The 20913-nt window shown below is 62.8% G+C and carries 21 protein-coding genes; all 21 read right to left on the bottom strand.

Annotated elements, in window-relative coordinates:
• Positions 1-9: 9 nt before the first annotated feature.
• Positions 10-327: a 50S ribosomal protein L24 gene (rplX, locus tag D0Y85_RS04110; RefSeq protein WP_004145359.1), complete on the bottom strand. Its 318-nt coding sequence runs from the start codon at positions 325-327 to the stop codon at positions 10-12.
• A gap of 16 nt (positions 328-343) precedes the next feature.
• Positions 344-712: a 50S ribosomal protein L14 gene (gene rplN, locus D0Y85_RS04105; RefSeq protein ID WP_010483978.1), complete on the bottom strand. Its 369-nt coding sequence runs from the start codon at positions 710-712 to the stop codon at positions 344-346.
• 12 nt (positions 713-724) lie between these two features.
• On the bottom strand, positions 725-994 hold the full coding sequence (rpsQ, locus tag D0Y85_RS04100) for a 30S ribosomal protein S17 (protein ID WP_004145355.1): 270 nt from the start codon (positions 992-994) through the stop codon (positions 725-727).
• Positions 995-1005: 11 nt separating this feature from the next.
• Positions 1006-1191, bottom strand: a complete 186-nt coding sequence (rpmC, locus tag D0Y85_RS04095) for a 50S ribosomal protein L29 (RefSeq protein WP_025879306.1) — start codon at positions 1189-1191, stop codon at positions 1006-1008.
• A complete protein-coding gene (rplP, locus tag D0Y85_RS04090; protein WP_025879305.1) occupies positions 1191-1604 on the bottom strand; it encodes a 50S ribosomal protein L16 in 414 nt (137 codons plus the stop codon). The genes rpmC and rplP overlap by 1 nt, the downstream gene beginning before the upstream one ends.
• Positions 1605-1609: 5 nt before the next feature.
• The gene (gene rpsC, locus D0Y85_RS04085; protein ID WP_004145350.1) at positions 1610-2344 is read right to left on the bottom strand and encodes a 30S ribosomal protein S3; all 735 of its coding nucleotides are present in this window, start codon (positions 2342-2344) and stop codon (positions 1610-1612) included.
• A gap of 18 nt (positions 2345-2362) precedes the next feature.
• Positions 2363-2698, bottom strand: coding sequence for a 50S ribosomal protein L22 (gene rplV, locus D0Y85_RS04080; RefSeq protein WP_004145348.1), 336 nt, complete (start codon positions 2696-2698; stop codon positions 2363-2365).
• Positions 2699-2710: 12 nt separating this feature from the next.
• Entirely contained in the window at positions 2711-2980 is a 270-nt protein-coding gene (rpsS, locus tag D0Y85_RS04075; protein ID WP_004145340.1) for a 30S ribosomal protein S19, read from the bottom strand.
• Positions 2981-2986: 6 nt separating this feature from the next.
• Positions 2987-3814 carry a 50S ribosomal protein L2 gene (rplB, locus tag D0Y85_RS04070; RefSeq protein WP_049470491.1) on the bottom strand — a complete coding sequence of 276 codons (828 nt, stop codon included), beginning with the start codon at positions 3812-3814 and terminating at the stop codon, positions 2987-2989.
• Between the two features lie 10 nt (positions 3815-3824).
• Complete coding sequence (gene rplW, locus D0Y85_RS04065) at positions 3825-4124, bottom strand: 50S ribosomal protein L23 (protein WP_117309623.1); 300 nt, start codon at positions 4122-4124, stop codon at positions 3825-3827.
• Entirely contained in the window at positions 4121-4726 is a 606-nt protein-coding gene (rplD, locus tag D0Y85_RS04060; RefSeq protein WP_049470486.1) for a 50S ribosomal protein L4, read from the bottom strand. The genes rplW and rplD overlap by 4 nt, the downstream gene beginning before the upstream one ends.
• Positions 4727-4738: 12 nt before the next feature.
• Positions 4739-5389, bottom strand: coding sequence for a 50S ribosomal protein L3 (rplC, locus tag D0Y85_RS04055; protein ID WP_059066096.1), 651 nt, complete (start codon positions 5387-5389; stop codon positions 4739-4741).
• A gap of 11 nt (positions 5390-5400) precedes the next feature.
• Complete coding sequence (gene rpsJ / locus D0Y85_RS04050; RefSeq protein ID WP_010341589.1) at positions 5401-5712, bottom strand: 30S ribosomal protein S10; 312 nt, start codon at positions 5710-5712, stop codon at positions 5401-5403.
• Between the two features lie 333 nt (positions 5713-6045).
• Positions 6046-7236 (bottom strand): elongation factor Tu, encoded by a 1191-nt coding sequence (tuf, locus tag D0Y85_RS04045; protein WP_117309620.1) that lies wholly within the window; start codon positions 7234-7236, stop codon positions 6046-6048.
• Positions 7237-7287: 51 nt separating this feature from the next.
• A complete protein-coding gene (gene fusA / locus D0Y85_RS04040) occupies positions 7288-9429 on the bottom strand; it encodes an elongation factor G (RefSeq protein WP_049469645.1) in 2142 nt (713 codons plus the stop codon).
• A gap of 136 nt (positions 9430-9565) precedes the next feature.
• Complete coding sequence (rpsG, locus tag D0Y85_RS04035) at positions 9566-10033, bottom strand: 30S ribosomal protein S7 (protein WP_025879343.1); 468 nt, start codon at positions 10031-10033, stop codon at positions 9566-9568.
• A gap of 12 nt (positions 10034-10045) precedes the next feature.
• Complete coding sequence (gene rpsL, locus D0Y85_RS04030; protein ID WP_025879344.1) at positions 10046-10420, bottom strand: 30S ribosomal protein S12; 375 nt, start codon at positions 10418-10420, stop codon at positions 10046-10048.
• A gap of 396 nt (positions 10421-10816) precedes the next feature.
• A complete protein-coding gene (gene rpoC / locus D0Y85_RS04025; protein ID WP_117309622.1) occupies positions 10817-15058 on the bottom strand; it encodes a DNA-directed RNA polymerase subunit beta' in 4242 nt (1413 codons plus the stop codon).
• An 89-nt stretch (positions 15059-15147) separates the two neighbouring features.
• Entirely contained in the window at positions 15148-19302 is a 4155-nt protein-coding gene (gene rpoB / locus D0Y85_RS04020) for a DNA-directed RNA polymerase subunit beta (RefSeq protein ID WP_117309621.1), read from the bottom strand.
• Positions 19303-19629: 327 nt separating this feature from the next.
• Positions 19630-19998 (bottom strand): 50S ribosomal protein L7/L12, encoded by a 369-nt coding sequence (gene rplL / locus D0Y85_RS04015; RefSeq protein WP_049469634.1) that lies wholly within the window; start codon positions 19996-19998, stop codon positions 19630-19632.
• A 63-nt stretch (positions 19999-20061) separates the two neighbouring features.
• Positions 20062-20598, bottom strand: coding sequence for a 50S ribosomal protein L10 (gene rplJ, locus D0Y85_RS04010; protein ID WP_049469632.1), 537 nt, complete (start codon positions 20596-20598; stop codon positions 20062-20064).
• Positions 20599-20913: the final 315 nt, after the last annotated feature.

The raw sequence follows: 20913 nt of genomic DNA, 5'->3' as shown, positions 1-20913 counted from the left end.
TCTCATTCCTCAGGCGTCAAGCGCCTCACCGCTGGAGCGGAACACACGCAGTTTGCGTCCATCCTCCAGCACCTTGAAGCCAACGCGTTCGCCCTTGCCCGAAGCCGGGTTCAGCACATTCACGTTGGAGATATGGATCGACGCTTCACGCTCGACCACGCCGCCGGCAACACCTGCCTGCGGGTTCGGCTTGGTGTGGCGCTTGACGATGTTCACGTTGGCGACGACCACACGGTCGCCGTCGACGCGGACGATTTCGCCCTGCTTACCCTTGTCCTTGCCGGCGTTGACGACAACCTGGTCGCCCTTCTTGATACGGTTAGCCATGATTATCTCCTGTCGCTCACAGCACTTCGGGAGCGAGCGAGACGATCTTCATGAACTTCTCCGAACGAAGTTCACGAGTCACCGGCCCGAAGATACGGGTGCCGATCGGCTCCTGCTTGTTGTTAAGCAGAACGGCAGCGTTGCCGTCGAAGCGGATCAGCGAGCCGTCGGCGCGACGCACACCCTTGCGGGTACGCACCACGACGGCGTCATACACTTCGCCCTTCTTGACCTTGCCGCGCGGGATCGCATCCTTCACGGTGACCTTGATGATGTCGCCGATGCCGGCGTAACGGCGCTTGGAACCACCCAGCACCTTGAAGCACATCACCTGCTTGGCACCAGAGTTGTCCGCGACGTCAAGGTAGCTCTGCATCTGGATCATGATTCAGACTCCTTATTCAGCCGCACGCGTGATGACTTCCACCACGCGCCAGTTCTTGGTCTTGGACATCGGAGCAATCTCGGTCACGCGGACGACATCGCCTTCCTTGCAGGCGTTGTCGGCATCGTGGGCGTGCAGCTTCGTCGAACGCTTGATGTACTTGCCGTACAGCGCGTGCTTGACCTGACGCTCAACCAGGACGGTAACCGTCTTGTCCATCTTGTTGCTGACGACACGGCCTTCGACCGTGCGCAGCGCCTTGTTTTCAGTATTGTCGCTCATAGCGGCCATCCTTACTTCGTGCTGCCGAGCAGAGTCTTGACGCGAGCAATCTCGCGACGGACCCGGCGGATGTCGTGTGTCTTCGGCAGCTGGCCGGTGACCTGCTGCATACGGACAGAGAACTGTTCCTTACGCAGGTCGATCAGGTGGGCCTTGAGGTCGTCAGCCGACTTTTCACGGAGAGTTTTGATATCCATCAGCGCACCGTCCGGGTCACGAAAGTGGTGGTGACCGAGAGCTTGGCCGCGGCCAGGCGGAACGCCTCGCGTGCCACTTCCTCGGTTACACCCTCGATTTCATAGATCATGCGGCCGGGCTGGATCTGGGCCACCCAGTATTCCACGTTGCCCTTACCGGAACCCATTCGAACTTCGATGGGCTTCTTGGTGATGGGCTTGTCGGGGAACACTCGGATCCACATCTTGCCGCCGCGCTTGACGTAGCGGCTGATCGAGCGGCGAGCCGCTTCGATCTGACGCGCGGTCAGCTGACCGTGGGCGGTTGCCTTCAGGCCGTACTCGCCAAAGCTGACAGCGTTTGCGCTCCAGCTGAGGCCTTCGTTACGGCCCTTGTGCACCTTGCGGTACTTGGTTCGCTTGGGTTGCAACATTGTCGTTACCTCGCTTCACGAGCCGGGCGCTGACGGTCACCGCGGTCGCCGCGATCATGACGATCGTTGCGCGACGGGGTGTCGTCCTGCTTTTCCTGGCCAACCTGGGAGAAATCGAAGACCTCGCCCTTGTAGATCCAGACCTTGATGCCGATGATGCCGTAGGTCGTCTTGGCTTCAGCGAAGCCATAGTCGATGTCGGCACGCAGGGTGTGCAGCGGCACGCGGCCTTCGCGGTACCACTCCGAACGGGCGATTTCTGCACCGTTGAGGCGGCCACCGACGTTGACCTTGATGCCCAGAGCACCCAGGCGCATCGCATTGCCGACCGAGCGCTTCATTGCACGGCGGAACATGATGCGACGCTCCAGCTGCTGGGCGATCGACTCGGCAACGAGCTGTGCGTCCAGTTCCGGCTTGCGCACTTCGGTGACGTTGATGTGCGCCGGGACGCCCATCATTTCGCTCACTTCCTTGCGCAGCTTCTCGATGTCCTCACCGCGCTTGCCGATCACCACGCCCGGACGGGCGGTGTGGATCGTCACGCGAGCGGTCTTGGCCGGACGCTCGATCAGGATCTTGCTGATGCCGGCCTGGGCCAGCTTCTTGCGCAGCATTTCGCGCACTTTCAGGTCGGCTGCCAGGTAACCAGCGAACTCGGCCTTGTTGGCGTACCACTTGGAGTTCCAGTCCTTGGAAATGCCGAGGCGGATACCAATCGGATGAACTTTATGACCCATGGTCTTTTCCTTATCCGCTTACTTGGCGGCGCCCACAACCACAGTGATGTGGCTGGTGCGCTTGAGGATGCGGGTACCGCGGCCTTTCGCCCGCGCCATGAAACGCTTCAGGGTCGGACCTTCATCTACCATGATGGTCTGAACCTTCAGCTCGTCGACGTCGGCGCCCTGGTTGTTCTCGGCATTTGCAATAGCCGACTCCACCACCTTCTTGATCAGGTGGGCAGCCTTCTTGTCCGAGAACTTCAGCAGGTTGACGGCACGCTCGGCCGGCAGACCGCGCACCTGGTCAGCGACCAGACGTGCCTTCTGCGGGGAGATGCGCGCGGTGCGCAGGATGGCTTTCGCTTCCATTGTCATCTCTCCTTACTTGCCCGACTTCTTGTCACCACCGTGACCCTTGAAGGTCCGGGTGATGGCAAATTCGCCAAGCTTGTGGCCGACCATGTTCTCGTTGACGAGAACCGGGATGTGGTTCTTGCCGTTATGCACGGCAATGGTGACGCCTACCATGTCAGGCAGGATCATCGAACGACGCGACCAGGTCTTGATCGGACGCTTGCTACCCGCAGCGGCAGCCACCTTAGCAACCAGGTGGTGATCGACAAACGGGCCCTTCTTGAGTGAACGTGCCATGGTCGATTAGCCCCTACGATCGCGGACGATGAACTGCTGAGTGCGCTTGTTATGGCGCGTCTTGTAACCCTTGGTCGGAACACCCCACGGGGTGACCGGATGCGGATTACCCTGGCCGGCCTTCGCCTCACCACCACCGTGCGGGTGGTCAACCGGGTTCATGGCAGCACCACGAACGGTCGGGCGGACACCGCGCCAACGCTTGGCACCGGCCTTGCCCAGCTTTTCCAGGCTGTGCTCGTCGTTGCCGACTTCGCCGATGGTCGCGCAGCACTCGACCGGAACCTTGCGCATTTCACCCGAGCGCAGGCGCAGGGTGGCGTAGATGCCTTCACGAGCAACCAGCTGCACGGCAGCACCTGCAGCGCGAGCGATCTGAGCGCCCTTGCCCGGCTTCAGCTCGATGCAGTGGATGGTGGTACCGACCGGGATGTTGCGCAGCGGCAGGGTGTTGCCCGCCTTGATCGGGGCGTCCGAACCAGCGATCACCTGATCACCAGCCTTCAGACCCTTCGGGGCGATGATGTAGCGACGCTCGCCGTCGACATAGCACAGCAGGGCGATGTGGGCGGTGCGGTTCGGATCGTATTCGATGCGTTCCACGCGCGCCGGGATGCCCAGCTTGTTGCGCTTGAAGTCAATCAGGCGGTAGTGCTGCTTGGCGCCACCACCGACGTGACGCACGGTGATGCGACCGTGGTGGTTACGACCACCCGAGCGGCTCTGCGACTCGACCAGCGCGGCGTGCGGAGCACCCTTGTGCAGGTCGGGAGTGACCACGCGCACGGCCGAACGGCGGCCGGGGGAGGTGGGCTTGAATTTCATCAATGGCATGGGATGTACCTCAGGCCTTGGCCGTTACATCGATCGCCTGGCCGTCGGCCAAGCGAACGTACGCCTTGCGCCAATCGCCGCGGCGGCCAGCACGGTTACGGAAGGACTTGTTCTTGCCCTTGACGTTGACCACGTTGACAGCTTCGACCTTGACGTCGAACAGCTGCTCAACCGCGGCCTTTACATCGGCTTTGGTGGCTTCGTTCGAAATTTCGAAGACGTACTGGTTGGAGAGTTCCTGCAGGCGCGCGGTCTTTTCGGAGACACGCGGGGCACGCAGCACGCTGAAGATTTTTTCGTTGCTGTTCATGCCAGCCACTCCTCGACCTTCTTGACCGCGTCAGCGGTGATGACGACCGTGTCGGCACCGACCAGCGACACCGGGTCCAGACCCTGCACGTCACGCACCTGCACATACGGCAGATTGCGGGCGGACAGGTACAGGTGCTCGGAGGCTTCCTCAGTGACGATCAGCGGGCGCTTGCCCACTTCCAGGCCGGCCAGCTTGGCGATCAGACCCTTCGTGTTGGTCGCTTCGACATCGAAGGACTCCACGATGGTCAGACGGCCCTGACGGTTCAGCTCGGACAGGATCGCGCACATGGCGGCACGGTACTGCTTACGATTGACCTTCTGCTCGAAGCTGCGCGGCTTTGCCGCGAAGGTGACACCGCCGCCGACGAAGATCGGAGCCGTCAGTGCGCCATGACGCGCGCCGCCGCCCTTCTGCTTCTTCGACTTCTTGGTGGTACCTGCCACTTCGGAGCGAGTCTTCTGCGCCTTGGTGCCGGCGCGACCGGCGTTGCGGTAAGCAACGACGACCTGGTGGACCAGATCTTCGCTGAAATCGCGACCGAACACGGCGTCGGAGACCGAGACCTTGTTGTTGCTACCCGTGATAACGAGTTCCATCGTCATCTCTCCTTATGCCTTGCTCGCCGGACGGACGATCACGTCGCCACCCGCCGCGCCCGGAACGGCGCCGCGAACCGCGATCAGACCGCGTTCGACGTCGACCTTGACAACTTCCAGGTTCTGGGTGCTCTGCTGCACCGAGCCCATGTGACCGGACATCTTCTTGCCCGGGAACACGCGACCGGGCGTCTGGCGCTGACCCAGCGAACCCGGCGCGCGATGCGACAGCGAGTTGCCGTGGGTAGCGTCACCCATACGGAAGTTGTAGCGCTTGATGGTGCCCTGGAAGCCCTTACCCTTGGTGACACCCTGGACGTCGACGATCTGGCCGACTTCAAAGATGTCCGCCTTGACTTCGCCACCGACGGCGAAATCGCCGAGCTGGGCGTCTTCAACGCGGAATTCCCACAGGCCACGACCCGCTTCCACCTTCGCCTTGGCGAAGTGGCCGGCTTCCGGCTTGTTGACCAGGGCAGCGCGACGCGCACCGACGGTCACCTGCACGGCGCTGTAGCCGTCAGTTTCGACGGTCTTGATCTGCGCGATGCGGTTGGGGGTTGCTTCGATCAGGGTCACCGGGATGGAACGGCCATCTTCGGTGAACACGCGGCTCATGCCAGCCTTGCGGCCCACGAAGCCCAACGAATACTTCTTCGTCATGGTCGTAGTCCTCAGGTCAGCTTGATCTGAACGTCGACGCCGGCAGCCAGTTCGAGCTTCATCAGCGCGTCCACGGTCTTGTCATTCGGGTCAACGATATCGAGCACGCGCTTGTGCGTGCGGGTCTCGTACTGGTCACGCGCGTCCTTGTCGACGTGCGGGGAGACGAGGATGGTGTAACGCTCGATCTTGGTCGGCAGCGGGATCGGGCCACGCACTTGCGCGCCGGTCCGCTTGGCCGTCTCAACGATCTCGCTGGCCGAACGGTCGATCAGACGATGATCGAACGCTTTCAGCCGGATCCGGATCTTTTGGTCCGCCATGGCGGTAGGTTCCTTCGTTAAAAGAGCGACAGACAAAGCCTCTGGGTTGCTTTGCCCCATGAAATCCGTGAATACAGACGGCCCGCATTCCCGCAGGCCGACAAGGTCAATCCGTAGACCCCAAAAACGTAGGCAGACCCGTTACCCGGCCTGCCCAGACGGAGAAGCATAATGGCACGCAAGGCAGCTGTCAACAGTCTCCTGTTGACGCCGCCTGAATGGCATTGACCCTTCCTGGTCCGGGGAACACAAGGCACATCCTGTGCCTACTTTCCCGTTTTGATACGCCCCGATGCCCTACCCAGGCAACATCGGGGCGCAGAGTCTAGCAGATTACTCGAGGATGGTGGCAACCACGCCAGCACCGACGGTACGGCCACCTTCGCGGATTGCGAAGCGCAGGCCGGCGTCCATGGCGACCGGGTTGATCAGGGTGACAACCATCTTCACGTTGTCGCCCGGCATCACCATCTCGACGCCTTCCGGCAGCTCGACCGCACCGGTGATGTCGGTGGTACGGAAGTAGAACTGCGGACGGTAGCCCTTGAAGAACGGGGTGTGACGGCCGCCCTCGTCCTTCGACAGCACGTACACTTCGGCGTCGAACTTGGTGTGCGGCTTGATCGAACCCGGCTTGGCCAGAACCTGGCCACGCTCGACGTCGTCACGCTTGGTGCCGCGCAGCAGCAGACCGGCATTGTCGCCTGCCTGGCCCTGGTCCAGCAGCTTGCGGAACATTTCCACGCCGGTCACGGTGGTCTTCTGCACCGGACGGATGCCGACGATTTCGATTTCTTCGCCGACCTTGATCACGCCGCGCTCGATACGACCGGTCACCACGGTGCCGCGGCCCGAGATCGAGAACACGTCTTCAACCGGCATCAGGAACGCCTTGTCGACGTCACGCTCCGGGGTCGGGATCCAGGTGTCCAGCGCTTCGACCAGCTTGATGACGGCCGGCACGCCGATGTCGCTCTGGTCGCCTTCCAGCGCCAGGCGGGCCGAACCCGAGATGATCGGGGTGTCGTCGCCCGGGAAGTCGTACTTGCTCAGCAGCTCGCGGACTTCCATTTCGACCAGTTCCAGCAGCTCGGCATCGTCAACCATGTCGGCCTTGTTCAGGAACACGACGATGTACGGCACGCCGACCTGACGCGACAGCAGGATGTGCTCGCGGGTCTGCGGCATCGGGCCGTCAGCGGCCGAGCACACCAGGATCGCGCCGTCCATCTGGGCAGCACCGGTGATCATGTTCTTGACGTAGTCAGCGTGGCCCGGGCAGTCGACGTGGGCGTAGTGACGGGTGGTGGATTCGTATTCGACGTGCGCGGTCGAGATCGTGATGCCACGTGCCTTTTCTTCCGGCGCGGCGTCGATCGCGGAGTAATCCTTGAACTCGCCACCGAAGCGCTCGGCACCGATCTTGGTCAGTGCGGCGGTCAGCGTGGTCTTGCCGTGATCGACGTGACCGATGGTGCCGACGTTGACGTGCGGCTTGGTGCGCTCGAACTTACCCTTTGCCATTGTTCTATACCTTGATTATGTAAGTGGTTTTCAGGAGAGGCTGAGCGAGGCTCAGCCCTTCTTCATGACGGCTTCGGCGATGTTGTTCGGCGCCGGCTCGTAATGGTCGAATTCCATGGTGAAGGTGGCGCGGCCCTGGGTCTGCGAACGCAGCGCAGTGGCGTAGCCGAACATTTCACCCAGCGGGATCATCGCGTTGATGATGCTGGCCGAACCGTCACCGGTGGTGTCGGAACCCTGCAGCACGCCGCGACGACGGCTGACGTCGCCCATCACGTCACCCTGGTAATCCTCCGGGGTCACGATCTCGACCTTCATGATCGGCTCCAGCAGCACCGGCTTGGCCTTGGCGAAGCCCTGCTTGAAGGCCATCGACGAAGCCAGCTTGAACGCCATTTCCGAGGAGTCGACGTCGTGGTACGAACCGAACACCAGCTTGACCTTGACGTCCACGACCGGGAAGCCAGCCAGCGGACCGCTGGTGATGGTTTCGCGCAGGCCCTTTTCGATCGAAGGAATGAATTCCTTCGGGATCACGCCGCCGGTGATGTCGTTGACGAACAGGAAGTCGTCCTTGATCGCCGGGGCCAGCTTGGCATCGGCACGGTCGGCAGCGGTCAGCGGCGACAGCTCGATCACGACGTGACCGTACTGACCCTTACCACCGGACTGCTTGGCGTGCTTGTAGTCCGACTTGACGTCGGCCAGGGTGATGGTTTCGCGGTAGGCCACCTGCGGCGCGCCGACGTTGGCTTCAACGTTGAACTCGCGCTTCAGGCGGTCGACGATGATGTCCAGGTGCAGCTCGCCCATGCCCGAGATGATGGTCTGGCCGGATTCCTCGTCGGTCTTGACGCGGAACGACGGATCTTCCTGGGCCAGACGACCCAGGGCCAGGCCCATTTTTTCCTGGTCCGACTTGGTCTTCGGCTCGACGGCCATCGAGATCACCGGCTCCGGGAACGTCATGCGCTCCAGGATGATCGGCTGGTCGATGGAGCACAGGGTGTCACCGGTGGTGGTGTCCTTCAGGCCCACGGCAGCAGCGATGTCACCGGCCAGAACTTCCTTGATTTCCTCGCGGTTGTTCGAGTGCATCTGCAGGATGCGGCCGATGCGCTCCTTCTTGCCCTTGACCGAGTTCAGCACGGTGTCGCCACCGTTCAGGGTGCCCGAGTACACGCGGAAGAAGGTCAGTGCGCCGACGAACGGGTCGGTGATGATCTTGAAGGCCAGCGACGAGAACGGAGCCTTGTCGTCGGACTTGCGGCTCATTTCCTTGGTTTCGTCGTCAACGTCGGTACCGGTCACGTCCGGCACGTCGACCGGCGACGGCAGCAGCTGCACCACGCCGTCGAGCATGGCCTGCACGCCCTTGTTCTTGAACGCCGAGCCGCAGAACATCGGCACGATCTCGGTGGCCAGGGTACGGATACGCAGCGCATTGATGATTTCAGCCTCGGCCAGCTCTTCGCCGCCCAGGTACTTTTCCATCAGCTCTTCGTTGGCTTCGGCCGCAGCTTCGATCATGAAGGTACGGGCTTCTTCAGCCTTTTCCTGCAGGTCGGCCGGGATTTCGCCGTACTCGAACTTCATGCCCTGGGAAGCTTCGTCCCAATGGATGGCCTTCATCTTCAGCAGGTCGACAACACCCTTGAAGCCTTCTTCAGCGCCGATCGGCAGCTGCATCGGCACGGCGACAGCGCCGAGCTTGGCCTTCAGCTGGTCGCGGACCTTGTAGAAGTTGGCACCGGTGCGGTCCATCTTGTTGACGAACGCGATGCGCGGCACCTTGTAGCGGTTGGCCTGGCGCCACACGGTTTCCGACTGCGGCTGCACGCCACCGACGGCGCACAGCACGAACACCGCACCGTCGAGCACGCGCAGCGAGCGCTCCACTTCGATGGTGAAGTCGACGTGCCCGGGGGTGTCGATGATGTTGAAGCGGTGCTCCGGCAGGGACTTGTCCATGCCCTTCCAGAACGCGGTGGTGGCAGCGGACTGGATCGTGATGCCACGCTCCTGCTCCTGCTCCATCCAGTCCATGGTGGCGGCGCCGTCATGCACTTCACCGATCTTGTGGCTCTTGCCGGTGTAGAACAGGATGCGCTCGGACGTGGTGGTCTTGCCGGCATCGATGTGAGCCATGATGCCGAAGTTGCGGTAACGCTCGATGGGAGTGGAACGGGCCACGGGAGCCTCTCAATTTCTTGGAATTCGGATGGCCGAACGCCGCCTTTCGGCGGCCTTCGGATTGGCGCAGCCCTTCTGGGGCCGCGAGGCAGCACCGAGATGGTGCTGCCCTGCCTGTTTTACAAGGCCGTCAAACTCACCAGCGGTAGTGGGCGAATGCCTTGTTGGCTTCGGCCATGCGGTGGGTTTCTTCGCGCTTCTTGATGGCGCCGCCGCGGTTTTCCGAGGCATCGATCAGTTCAGCGGCCAGCTTCTTCGGCATGGTGTTCTCACCACGCTTGCGCGCGGAGTCGATCAGCCAACGCATGGCCAGCGCCATCTTGCGCGAAGCGCGCACTTCGACCGGCACCTGGTAGGTGGCACCACCGACACGACGCGACTTGACTTCGACCGACGGAGCCACGTTTTCCAGAGCCTTCTGAACCAGCTCGACGGAATTCGGGTTCTTCTCACCGATCACGTCCATGGCGCCATAGACGATCTTCTCAGCGACGGACTTCTTGCCGCTCAGCATCACCATGTTGATGAAACGGGCGATGGTTTCGCTTCCGTGCTTCGGATCCGGCAGGACTGCGCGCTGCGGCGTATTACCTTTACGAGACATGTGTGCTTTCCCTTAGCTCTTCGGACGCTTGGCGCCGTACTTGGAACGGCCCTGGCGACGCTTGGCAACGCCGGAGGCGTCCAGCGAACCACGAACGGTGTGGTAACGCACACCCGGCAGATCCTTGACGCGACCGCCACGGATCAGGACCACGGAGTGCTCCTGCAGGTTGTGGCCTTCACCGCCGATGTAGGAAATCACTTCTTCCTGGTTGGTCAGGCGAACCTTGGCAACCTTGCGAAGGGCCGAGTTCGGCTTCTTCGGAGTAGTGGTGTAAACGCGCGTGCAGACGCCACGGCGCTGGGGGCACTTTTCGAGAGCCGGCGAGGCGCTCTTATAAGTGGTTGCCTGCCGCGGCTTGCGGACAAGCTGATTGATCGTCGCCATCAGTATGTTCTTCTGAGAGAGGCCGAAAAAAACCGGCCATGAATGCGGATATGTGCGAGCAGGCGAAAAACCGGCCTGCTGAGACAGACGATTGTAGCAACTTGACGAAAACGCGGTCAAATGCGCACACGCCAAGCCAGCCCTGATCCAGGGCCGTTACAGGGGAGCCTTCTCCATGCCCCCCGTTCAGGTTGTCGCCCGACCCATCGCTGGGCCGGGGCGGCATCCTACCTCATCGACGGCGAACAGACCAGCGGCCTGCGCCCTCGAGTGCAGATCCCGCCGAAGCGGGTCCTGCGTGATACGTGCCCGGCACGGAGCCGGGACATCCAGCAGGGTCCGGCCGATGGCCGGGCCCCTGCCCGATCGCGGTCCGGCCGAAGCCGGACCCAACGATCAATCCTCGGCCTGCTCGGCGTCGGTCGACTCCACCACCACTTCCGGTGCTGCCACGTCCACGGCGGCTGCAGCTGCCGGGGTGCCGGCCAGGGTCTGCATTTCCGAGTCCGTCAGCCCGCTCGCATTTCGGCGGCGGTTGGCGTGGTAGGTCAGGCCGGTACCGGCCGGGATCAGACGGCCGACGATCACGTTCTCCTTCAGGCCGCGCAGGTTGTCCTTGGTGCCACGGACGGCAGCCTCGGTCAGCACGCGGGTGGTTTCCTGGAAGGAAGCAGCCGAAATGAACGACTCGGTTGCCAGCGAAGCCTTGGTGATGCCCAGCAGCACCGGGTCGAAACGGGCGATCAGCTCGTTGCGGGCGGTGAGGCGAGCATTTTCCTCGATGACGCGCTGACGTTCGACCTGTTCGCCGTTCAGGAACTTGCTGTTGCCCTGATCGGTGATCTCGACCTTGCGCAGCATCTGGCGAGTGATCACCTCGATGTGCTTGTCGTTGATCTTCACGCCCTGCAGGCGGTACACGTCCTGGATTTCCTTCACCAGGTAGGCGGCCAGCGGCTCGACACCCAGCAGGCGCAGGATGTCCTGCGGGCTCGGCTCGCCGTCGACGATGGTTTCGCCCTTGGTCACGTGCTCACCTTCGAACACGATGACCTGACGGTACTTCGGAATCAGCTCTTCGTGCTCCGAACCATCGGTGTCCTTGATGATCAGGCGCTGCTTGCCCTTGGTGTCCTTGCCGAAGCTGATGATGCCCGAACGCTCGGCCAGCACGGCCGGATCCTTCGGCTTGCGCGCTTCGAACAGATCGGCCACGCGCGGCAGACCACCGGTGATGTCGCGGGTCTTGGACGCTTCCTGCGGGATCTTGGCAACCACGTCACCCACGCCGACGGCAGCGCCGTCCTGCAGGTTGACGATCGAGCGCGGCGGCAGCAGGTACTGCGCCGGCAGGTCGGTGCCCGGAATCGACAGGTCGTTGCCCTTGCCATCGACGATGCGGACGATCGGGCGCAGATCCTTGGCCTGGGCGCCGCGGCGCTTCGGGTCGGTGATCTCGCGCGAGGCCAGGCCGGTCAGCTCATCGGTCTTCTCGATGACGGTGATGCCGTCGACGAAGTCGATGAAGCGGATGAAGCCGGCCACTTCCGAAACGATCGGGTGGTTATGCGGATCCCAGTTGGCCACGGTCTGGCCAGCCTTGATCGAATCACCATCCTTGGAGGTGATGGTCGCACCGTACGGCAGCTTGTAACGCTCACGCTCACGACCGTGGGCATCGAGCACCGAGATTTCGCCCGAGCGCGACACTGCCACCAGCGAGCCATTGGCGTGCTCGACCGACTTGAGGTTGCTGAACTTGACCGAGCCGGTGGTCTTGACGGTGATGTTGTCGACCGCAGCAGCTCGCGACGCCGCACCACCGATGTGGAACGTACGCATGGTCAGCTGGGTACCCGGCTCACCGATGGACTGGGCGGCGATGACGCCGACCGCTTCACCGATGTTGACCAGGTGGCCACGGGCCAGATCGCGGCCGTAGCAGCGACCGCAGACGCCGAAGGCCGATTCGCACGAGATCGTCGAACGCACCTTGATGCTCTGCACGCCGGCGTCTTCCAGCTTGGCGACCCAGGCTTCGTCGAGCAGGGTGTTGCGGGTGACGATCGGATCTTCGTCGTTGCCCGGCAGGAACACGTCCTCGGCAACCACGCGACCCAGCACGCGGTCCTTCAGCGGCTCGACCACATCGCCGCCTTCCACGATCGGGGTCATGATCAGGCCTTCGGTGGTGCCGCAATCCACCTCGGTGATCACCACGTCCTGCGCCACGTCGACCAGACGACGGGTCAGGTAACCCGAGTTCGCGGTCTTCAGCGCGGTATCGGCCAGACCCTTACGGGCACCGTGGGTGGAGTTGAAGTACTCCTGCACGTTCAGGCCTTCGCGGAAGTTCGCCTTGATGGGCGTCTCGATGATCGAGCCATCGGGACGGGCCATCAGGCCACGCATGCCGGCCAGCTGGCGGATCTGCGCCTGACTGCCTCGTGCGCCGGAGTCGGCCATGATGTACAGGGAGTTCATCGACTTCTGGTCGATGGTCTCGCCCTTGGCATTGATGACCTTCTCGGTACCGATGGTGTCCATCATCGCCTTGGCGATGCGCTCATTGGTGCGCGACCAGATGTCGACCACCTTGTTGTAGCGCTCGCCGGCGGTGACCAGGCCCGACTGGTACTGCTCCTGGATTTCCAGCACTTCGGCTTCGGCCTCGGTGAGGATGCCCTTCTTCTCGTCCGGGATCAGCATGTCGTCGATGCCGATCGAGACGCCGGCGCGGGTCGCGTAGGCGAAGCCGGTGTACATCAGCTTGTCGGCGAACACGACCGTGTCCTTCAGACCCAGCTGGCGGTAGCTGGAGTTGATCAGGCGGCTGATGTTCTTCTTGGTCAGCTCGGTGTTGGCCAGCGCGAACGGCAGGCCTTCCGGCAGGATTTCAGCCAGCAGGGCGCGACCGATCGTGGTGTCCACGATCGAGGTCTTGTTCTGCTTGTTGCCTTCTTCGTCGGTCACCACCTCGGTGATGCGGACCTTGACGCGTGCGTGCAGTTCCACCACGCGGTTGTCGTAGGCGCGCTTGACTTCGGCGATGTTGGCGAAGGCCATGCCCTCGCCCTTCTTGTTTTCCAGCGAGCGGGTCATGTAGTACAGACCCAGCACGACGTCCTGCGACGGCACGATGATCGGCTCGCCGTTGGCCGGCGACAGGATGTTGTTGGTCGACATCATCAGCGCACGCGCTTCCAGCTGGGCTTCCAGCGAGAGCGGCACGTGGACGGCCATCTGGTCACCGTCGAAGTCGGCGTTGAACGCGGTGCAGACCAGCGGGTGCAGCTGGATGGCCTTGCCTTCGATCAGGACCGGCTCGAAGGCCTGGATGCCCAGACGGTGCAGGGTCGGCGCACGGTTCAGCATCACCGGATGCTCGCGGATGACCTCTTCCAGGATGTCCCAGACTTCGGCTTCTTCGCGCTCGACCAGCTTCTTGGCGGCCTTGATGGTGGTGGCCAGGCCACGACGCTGCAGCTTGGCGAACACGAACGGCTTGAACAGTTCGAGCGCCATCTTCTTCGGCAGGCCGCACTGGTGCAGGCGCAGGTACGGACCGACCACGATGACCGAACGGCCCGAGTAGTCCACGCGCTTGCCGAGCAGGTTCTGGCGGAAGCGGCCCTGCTTGCCCTTGATCATGTCGGCCAGCGACTTCAGCGGGCGCTTGTTGGTACCGGTGATGGCACGGCCGCGACGGCCGTTGTCCAGCAGCGCATCGACCGATTCCTGCAGCATGCGCTTTTCATTGCGCACGATGATGTCCGGCGCGCTCAGTTCGAGCAGGCGGCGCAGGCGGTTGTTGCGGTTGATGACGCGGCGGTACAGGTCGTTCAGATCGGAGGTCGCGAAGCGGCCACCATCCAGCGGAACCAGCGGACGCAGGTCCGGCGGCAGCACCGGAAGCACGGTCATGACCATCCATTCCGGACGGTTGCCCGATTCCAGGAAGGCTTCGATCAGCTTGATGCGCTTGGTCAGTCGCTTCAGCTTGGTTTCCGAACCGGTGCTGGCGATCTCTTCGCGCAGGCGGGTCATCTCCGACTGCAGGTCGATGGTGCGCAGCAGCTCGTACACGGCCTCGGCGCCCATGGCGGCGTCGAAATCATCGCCATGTTCCTGGCGGGCCTGCAGGTACTGTTCTTCGGTCAGCAGCTGGCGGCGCTCCAGGGCGGTCAGGCCCGGCTCGGTCACCACGTACGCTTCGAAGTACAGCACGCGCTCGATATCGCGCAGGGTCATGTCCAGCATCAGGCCGATGCGCGACGGCAGCGACTTCAGGAACCAGATGTGCGCGACCGGCGACGCCAGGTCGATGTGGCCCATGCGCTCACGACGCACCTTGGCCAGGGTCACTTCGGTGCCGCACTTCTCGCAGACCACGCCGCGGTGCTTCATGCGCTTGTACTTGCCGCACAGGCACTCGTAGTCCTTGACCGGTCCGAAGATGGCGGCGCAGAACAGGCCGTCACGTTCCGGCTTGAAGGTACGGTAGTTGATGGTTTCCGGCTTCTTCACTTCGCCGAAGGACCACGAACGGATCAGGTCCGGCGAAGCCAGCGCGATCTTGATCGCGTCGAAGTCCAGCGTCTGGCGCTGCTGGTTGAAGAGGTTGAGCAGGTCTTTCATGGTGTTCTCCAGAAGGAGGAATGCTGTGTCGATGGGCTTTCAGTTCACTGCCAGCGGCGCGGCGGCGGTGGCCGCCGCGCCGGCATGGATCAGTTGTCTTCCAGTTCCATGTTGATGGCCAGCGAGCGGATTTCCTTCACCAGGACGTTGAAGGATTCCGGCATGCCCGCGACCATCTCGTGCTCACCGTCGACGATGTTCTTGTACATCTGGTTGCGGCCCTGCACGTCATCGGACTTCACCGTCAGCATTTCCTGCAGGGTGTAGGCCGCGCCGTAGGCTTCCAGCGCCCAGACTTCCATTTCACCGAAGCGCTGGCCGCCGAACTGCGCCTTGCCGCCCAGCGGCTGCTGGGTGACGAGCGAGTACGGACCGGTCGAACGGGCGTGCATCTTGTCGTCGACCAGGTGGTTCAGCTTCAGGTAGTGCATGTAGCCAACGGTGGTGTGGCGATCGAAGGCTTCACCGGTGCGGCCGTCGTACAGCTGGGTCTGGCCACTGCTGGGCAGGTCGGCCAGTTCCAGCATGCGCTTGATTTCCGCTTCGGTGGCACCGTCGAACACCGGCGTAGCCATCGGCACGCCGTCGGTCAGGTTGCGGGCCAGGCGCAGCAGTTCCTCGTCGCTGAACTGCGACAGGTCGACACGGTTGGCCACGTTGGTGTCATCGTGGTTGTAGATGTCGTCCAGGAACTTGCGCAGGTCGGCGACCGCAGCCTGGGCTTCCAGCATGGCCTGGATCTTGCGACCCAGACCCTTGGCGGCCCAGCCCAGGTGCACTTCCAGGATCTGCCCGATGTTCATGCGCGACGGCACGCCCAGCGGGTTCAGCACGATGTCCACGGTTTCGCCCGAGGCCATGTACGGCATGTCCTCGACCGGCACCACGTTGGACACCACACCCTTGTTGCCGTGGCGGCCTGCCATCTTGTCGCCCGGCTGGATGCGGCGCTTCACGGCCAGGAACACCTTGACCATCTTCAGCACACCCGGGGCGAGGTCGTCGCCCGCGGTGATCTTGCCGCGCTTGTCGGCGAAGCGACGCTCGAACTCCTTCTCGTGCGCCTGGATCTGCTTCTGTGCGCGTTCGATGGCTTCGGCGGCGTCCTCGTCCTTCATGCGCAGCACGAACCAGTCGGCCTTCTTCAGGCCATCCAGGTAGGCGTCAGAGATGACGTCGCCCTTCTTCAGGCCGGCGCCACCGTTGACCACCTTGCCGACGATCTGCGAACGCAGACGGGCATAGATGGCCGCTTCCAGGATGCGGAACTGGTCGTCGAAGTCCTTCTTGACGCGCTTGATTTCAGACTCTTCGATCTGACGGGCGCGCTTGTCCTTCTCGATGCCGTCGCGGGTGAAGACCTGCACGTCGATGACGGTGCCGTCCATGCCCGGCGGCACGCGCAGCGAGCTGTCCTTCACGTCCGAAGCCTTCTCGCCGAAGATCGCGCGCAGCAGCTTCTCTTCCGGGGTCAGCTGGCTTTCGCCCTTCGGGGTGACCTTGCCGACCATGATGTCGCCGGCGCGGACTTCGGCGCCGATGTACACCACGCCGCTCTCGTCCAGGCGGTTCAGCGCCTGCTCGGAGACGTTCGGGATGTCGGCCGAGATTTCCTCCGGCCCCAGCTTGGTGTCACGCGCAACGCAGGTCAGCTCTTCGATGTGGATCGTGGTGTAGCGATCCTCTTCCACCACGCGCTCGGAGAGCAGGATGGAGTCTTCGAAGTTGTAGCCGTTCCAAGGCATGAAGGCGATCAGCATGTTCTGGCCCAGGGCCAGTTCACCGATGTCGGTGGACGGACCATCGGCCAGCACGTCGCCACGCGCCACCACGTTGCCCACTTCCACCAGCGGACGCTGGTTGATGCAGGTGTTCTGGTTGGAGCGGGTGTACTTGATCAGGTTGTAGATGTCGACGCCGGCGTCGGAGGCGTCGGTGATCTCGGCTTCGTTGACCTTGACCACGATGCGGGCGGCGTCGATCTGCACGATCTCGCCACCACGACGGGCGTTCACGGTCACGCCCGAGTCACGCGCCACGGCGCGCTCGATGCCGGTACCGACCAGCGGCTTCTGCGCACGCAGGGTCGGCACGGCCTGACGCTGCATGTTGGCGCCCATCAGTGCGCGGTTGGCGTCATCGTGCTCCAGGAACGGAACCAGCGCGGCCGCGATCGACACGGTCTGCATCGGCGAGACGTCCATGAAGTGGACTTCCGCCGGCGGCTTCAGCAGCGATTCGCCCTGGTAACGGCAGGGGACGAACTGCTCGGTCAGCACGCTGTTGGCATCGGTCAGGGCGTTGGCCTGGGCGATGACGTACTCGTTTTCTTCGATGGCCGACAGGAACTCGACTTCGTCGAAGACCTTGCCGTCCACGACCTTGCGGTACGGGGTCTCGAGGAAACCGTACTGGTTGGTGCGGGCATACACGGCCAGCGAGTTGATCAGGCCGATGTTCGGGCCTTCCGGCGTTTCGATGGTGCAGACGCGGCCGTAATGGGTCGGATGCACGTCGCGCACTTCGAAGCCGGCGCGCTCACGGGTCAGGCCGCCCGGGCCCAGGGCCGAGACGCGACGCTTGTGCGTGACTTCCGACAGCGGGTTGTTCTGATCCATGAACTGCGACAGCTGCGAGGAGCCGAAGAATTCCTTGATCGCCGCAGCCACCGGCTTGGCGTTGATCAGCTCCTGCGGGGTCAGGCCTTCCGACTCGGCCATCGACAGACGTTCCTTGACCGCGCGCTCGACGCGGACCAGGCCCACGCGGAACACGTTCTCGGCCATTTCACCGACCGAACGCACGCGACGGTTGCCCAGGTGATCGATGTCATCGACCACGCCGCGACCGTTGCGGATCTCGGTCAGGACCTTGATCACGTCCAGGATGTCCGAGCTGTCGCCGTGGGCGGCAACCAGGCGCTTGGACTCTTCGTCGTTGCGCTCGCCGTAGTACTTGCGGTCGTACAGCACGGCTTCGCCGGTGGTTTCCTTGCGGCCCACGCGACGGTTGAACTTCATGCGGCCGACCGCGGACAGGTCGTAGCGCTCGAAGGTGAAGAACAGGTTGTGGAACAGGTTCTGCGCGGCATCCTTGGTCGGCGGCTCGCCCGGACGCATCATGCGGTAGATCTCGACCAGGGCTTCCAGCTGGGTCTTGGTCGGATCGATGCGCAGGGTGTTGGACAGGTACGGGCCACGATCCAGGTCGTTCACCCACAGGGTGCCCACGGCATCGACGCCGGCCTTGCGGAAGGCCTGCAGCTGTTCGTCGGTGATTTCGTCGTTGGCCTGGGCCAGCAGTTCGCCGGTCGAGGCATCGACCACGTCGTGCGACAGGATGCGGCCGACGATGTAGTCGTCCGGCACGGCCAGGGCGGCGATGCCCGAGGCTTCCAGCTGCTTGATGTGGCGCGCGGTGATGCGCTTGCCGGCTTCCACGATGACCTTGTCGCCGTCGGCGAGGTCGAAGCCCAGGGTTTCGCCGCGCAGGCGCTCGGGCACCAGCTCCAGCTGGACGCCTTCATCCGGGTTGATGTGGAAGGTGTTGATCTCGAAGAACTCGGCCAGCATCTCTTCGTTGCTGTAGCCAAGCGCGCGCAGCAGGATCGACACCGGCAGCTTGCGGCGACGGTCGATACGGGTGAACAGCGCGTCCTTCGGGTCGAACTCGAAGTCCAGCCAGGAACCGCGGTAAGGAATGATGCGGGCGCTGTACAGCAGCTTGCCCGAGCTGTGGGTCTTGCCACGGTCGTGGTCGAAGAACACGCCCGGCGAGCGGTGCAGCTGCGAGACGATGACGCGCTCGGTGCCGTTGACGATGAAGGTGCCGTTGTCGGTCATCAGCGGGATTTCGCCGAGGTAGACCTCCTGCTCCTTCACGTACTTGATGGCCTTGGTCGACGACTCGCGGTCGTAGATCACCAGGCGCACGGTCACGCGCAGCGGCGCACCGTAGCTCATGCCACGCTGACGGCACTCACGCTCGTCGAAGACCGGATCGCCCAGCTTGTAGCCGACGTATTCCAGGGCAGCATTGCCGCTGTAGCTGGCGATCGGGAAGACCGACTTCAGTGCAGCGTGCAGGCCGTGGTCCGTGCGCTTGGCCGGATCGACGTTTTCCTGCAGGAATTCACGGTAGGAATCCACCTGGATGGCGAGCAGGAACGGCACTTCGAGAATCGAACGCTGCTTGCCGAAATCCTTGCGGATACGCTTTTTTTCGGTGAACGAATAGGACGTCATGAGGTCTTCCACCTTGTTGTGCGGGTCGTGCGCCCACGACCCGAAGGGAACTTGAAATTGTCAGTTGGAAGTCGCTGGTATTGCCGGCACCAGCACGCCTTCTCCCGCTACTTCCAACTGCCAACTCGTCTGCATCCACGCCCCCGCCGCCGCGCGTTGCGCTGGCCGGCCAGGGTTTGACCGCAGCCCGTGTTGGGCTTTTTTGCCGTTTTTCACATCCACGCATGGCGTGGATCTACAGCACCGCAACAACGACCAAAGGCCGGGGGCTTACGCCCCCAGCCTTGGCTGCATCGCCGGATTTCGATGGCGACGCAAAGGAAGTGCTTACTTGACTTCGACAGTCGCGCCAGCAGCTTCCAGGTCCTTCTTCATCTTCTCGGCTTCGTCCTTCGAAGCGTTGTCCTTCAGGACGCCGCCGGCTTCGGCCAGGTCCTTCGCTTCCTTCAGGCCCAGGCCGGTGATGGCGCGGACGGCCTTGATGACTTCAACCTTCTTGTCGCCGGCGGTCTTCAGGGTGACGACGAATTCGGTCTGCTCTTCGACCGGAGCGGCCGGGCCGGCCGGGCCAGCAACGGCAACCGGAGCAGCGGCGGAAACGCCGAACTTCTCTTCGATGGCCTTGACCAGCTCCATCACTTCCATCAGGGACTTCTCGGCGATGGCGTCGACGATCTGTTCGTTGGTAAGGGACATGATAATTACCTTTGGATGTTTTTCTGGATTGAGGTTCCGTCAGGAACCACGATTGGTCGAAACTCAGGCGGTCTCGGCGGCCGGTTCAGCAGCGTCGGCGGCGACGTCGCCACCATTCTGCTTGTCGCCGATTGCCTTGATGGCGCGGGCGAACATCGTGACCGGCTCGGTCAGGACACGTGCCAGCATTGCCAGGGCCTGGTCGCGGGTCGGCAGCGATGCCAGAACCTCGACGTGGCTCGCCGGGAACACTTCACCACCGATTGCGACGACCTTGGCCTTCAGCTTGTCGTTGCCCTTGGCGGCATCCTTGATCAGGCGACCGGCTGCACCGGGCTCCTCGAGCGAGAACGCGTACAGCAGCGGACCAACCATCTGGTCCTGTGCGACTGCGAACTCGGTGCCTTCAACAGCACGCGAAGCCAGGGTGTTCTTGACAACTTTCAAGAAAACGCCGGTTTCACGAGCCTGCTTGCGCATCGCGGTCATCTGGGCGACCGTGGTGCCAGCGTATTCGGCTGCGATCAAGGAGTGGGCCTTGGCGGCGATGTCTGCCAGCTCCGCGACTACTTCTTGCTTCTGGGACAGATTGAGAGCCATTGCACTCCTCCGATTGAACTCCGCTTACGGCTCCTGCCGTGTGCGGTCCTGTGCGGCATCCGTCCTGGACGCCGGGAACATCGGAATGATGTTCCGGGGGGTGGGCCGTTCTAGACCTGGAGTGGGCCAACCTGGGTAACCCCAGACGTGCGTGAACCAGAAAAACTCCAGAAGGGCACCATCTACGCAGGGTGATTCCGGGGAATCGATTAAGCGTTCGTGACTGCTCCGGCGGCGACTCCCTGCCAAATCGAGCTTCCGTGCCCGTCGCCGGCATGCCACGACCGCACCTGCGGTCTTTGACGGCTACCACCG

The sequence above is a fragment of the Stenotrophomonas sp. G4 genome (assembly GCF_003428825.1).
GTDB classification, from domain to species: Bacteria; Pseudomonadota; Gammaproteobacteria; order Xanthomonadales; family Xanthomonadaceae; genus Stenotrophomonas; species Stenotrophomonas indicatrix.
Note: the sequence above shows the minus strand (reverse complement) of the source record. Positions and strands in the feature narration are given on the sequence as shown.

Coding starts and splice junctions, on each gene's coding strand:
- rplX (WP_004145359.1), bottom strand. CDS start 327: ATGGCTAACCGTATCAAGAAGGGCGACCAGGTTGTCGTCAACGCCGGC.
- rplN (WP_010483978.1), bottom strand. CDS start 712: ATGATCCAGATGCAGAGCTACCTTGACGTCGCGGACAACTCTGGTGCC.
- rpsQ (WP_004145355.1), bottom strand. CDS start 994: ATGAGCGACAATACTGAAAACAAGGCGCTGCGCACGGTCGAAGGCCGT.
- rpmC (WP_025879306.1), bottom strand. CDS start 1,191: ATGGATATCAAAACTCTCCGTGAAAAGTCGGCTGACGACCTCAAGGCC.
- rplP (WP_025879305.1), bottom strand. CDS start 1,604: ATGTTGCAACCCAAGCGAACCAAGTACCGCAAGGTGCACAAGGGCCGT.
- rpsC (WP_004145350.1), bottom strand. CDS start 2,344: ATGGGTCATAAAGTTCATCCGATTGGTATCCGCCTCGGCATTTCCAAG.
- rplV (WP_004145348.1), bottom strand. CDS start 2,698: ATGGAAGCGAAAGCCATCCTGCGCACCGCGCGCATCTCCCCGCAGAAG.
- rpsS (WP_004145340.1), bottom strand. CDS start 2,980: ATGGCACGTTCACTCAAGAAGGGCCCGTTTGTCGATCACCACCTGGTT.
- rplB (WP_049470491.1), bottom strand. CDS start 3,814: ATGCCATTGATGAAATTCAAGCCCACCTCCCCCGGCCGCCGTTCGGCC.
- rplW (WP_117309623.1), bottom strand. CDS start 4,124: ATGAACAGCAACGAAAAAATCTTCAGCGTGCTGCGTGCCCCGCGTGTC.
- rplD (WP_049470486.1), bottom strand. CDS start 4,726: ATGGAACTCGTTATCACGGGTAGCAACAACAAGGTCTCGGTCTCCGAC.
- rplC (WP_059066096.1), bottom strand. CDS start 5,389: ATGACGAAGAAGTATTCGTTGGGCTTCGTGGGCCGCAAGGCTGGCATG.
- rpsJ (WP_010341589.1), bottom strand. CDS start 5,712: ATGGCGGACCAAAAGATCCGGATCCGGCTGAAAGCGTTCGATCATCGT.
- tuf (WP_117309620.1), bottom strand. CDS start 7,236: ATGGCAAAGGGTAAGTTCGAGCGCACCAAGCCGCACGTCAACGTCGGC.
- rpsG (WP_025879343.1), bottom strand. CDS start 10,033: ATGTCTCGTAAAGGTAATACGCCGCAGCGCGCAGTCCTGCCGGATCCG.
- rpsL (WP_025879344.1), bottom strand. CDS start 10,420: ATGGCGACGATCAATCAGCTTGTCCGCAAGCCGCGGCAGGCAACCACT.
- rpoC (WP_117309622.1), bottom strand. CDS start 15,058: ATGAAAGACCTGCTCAACCTCTTCAACCAGCAGCGCCAGACGCTGGAC.
- rpoB (WP_117309621.1), bottom strand. CDS start 19,302: ATGACGTCCTATTCGTTCACCGAAAAAAAGCGTATCCGCAAGGATTTC.
- rplL (WP_049469634.1), bottom strand. CDS start 19,998: ATGTCCCTTACCAACGAACAGATCGTCGACGCCATCGCCGAGAAGTCC.
- rplJ (WP_049469632.1), bottom strand. CDS start 20,598: ATGGCTCTCAATCTGTCCCAGAAGCAAGAAGTAGTCGCGGAGCTGGCA.